Origin of the sequence: Halomonas sp. ND22Bw (assembly GCF_003011945.1) — a bacterium.
Taxonomy (GTDB): Bacteria; Pseudomonadota; Gammaproteobacteria; order Pseudomonadales; family Halomonadaceae; genus Halomonas; species Halomonas halophila.
This window is the reverse complement of the sequence record NZ_PXWD01000454.1, coordinates 1-333: the sequence shown is the minus strand read 5'-3', so window position 1 is coordinate 333 and position 333 is coordinate 1. Positions and strand designations below refer to the sequence as shown.

Genomic DNA, 333 nt, shown 5'->3' with positions numbered 1-333 from the left:
GACTGGGCCGATGCGCAGTTGAAGGCGGGAGACGCCCGAGAACGCGGCGATCTGAAACAGGCCGTCGCCATCCTCCGCGCCTTCCACCACCAACTCTGCACCACCCGTGTGCTGGACCCGGCGTGCGGAACGGGCAATTTCCTCTATGTCTCTCTGGAATTGATGAAGCGGCTGGAAGGCGATGTGCTGGAAGCTCTCGCCGAAATGGGTCAGTCAGAGACCATCGGCTTCGAGACCGTTGATCCGCACCAGTTCCTGGGCATCGAACTGAACGTCCGCGCCGCCGCCATCGCCGAACTGGTGCTGTGGATCGGCTATCTGCAACAGCACTAC

At 61.9% G+C, this 333-nt stretch carries 1 protein-coding gene; it reads left to right on the top strand.

Annotated elements, in window-relative coordinates; translation table 11 throughout:
- A partial coding sequence (locus CVH10_RS18905) for a DNA methyltransferase (protein ID WP_219924834.1) occupies positions 1 to 333 on the top strand: 333 nt, incomplete at both ends.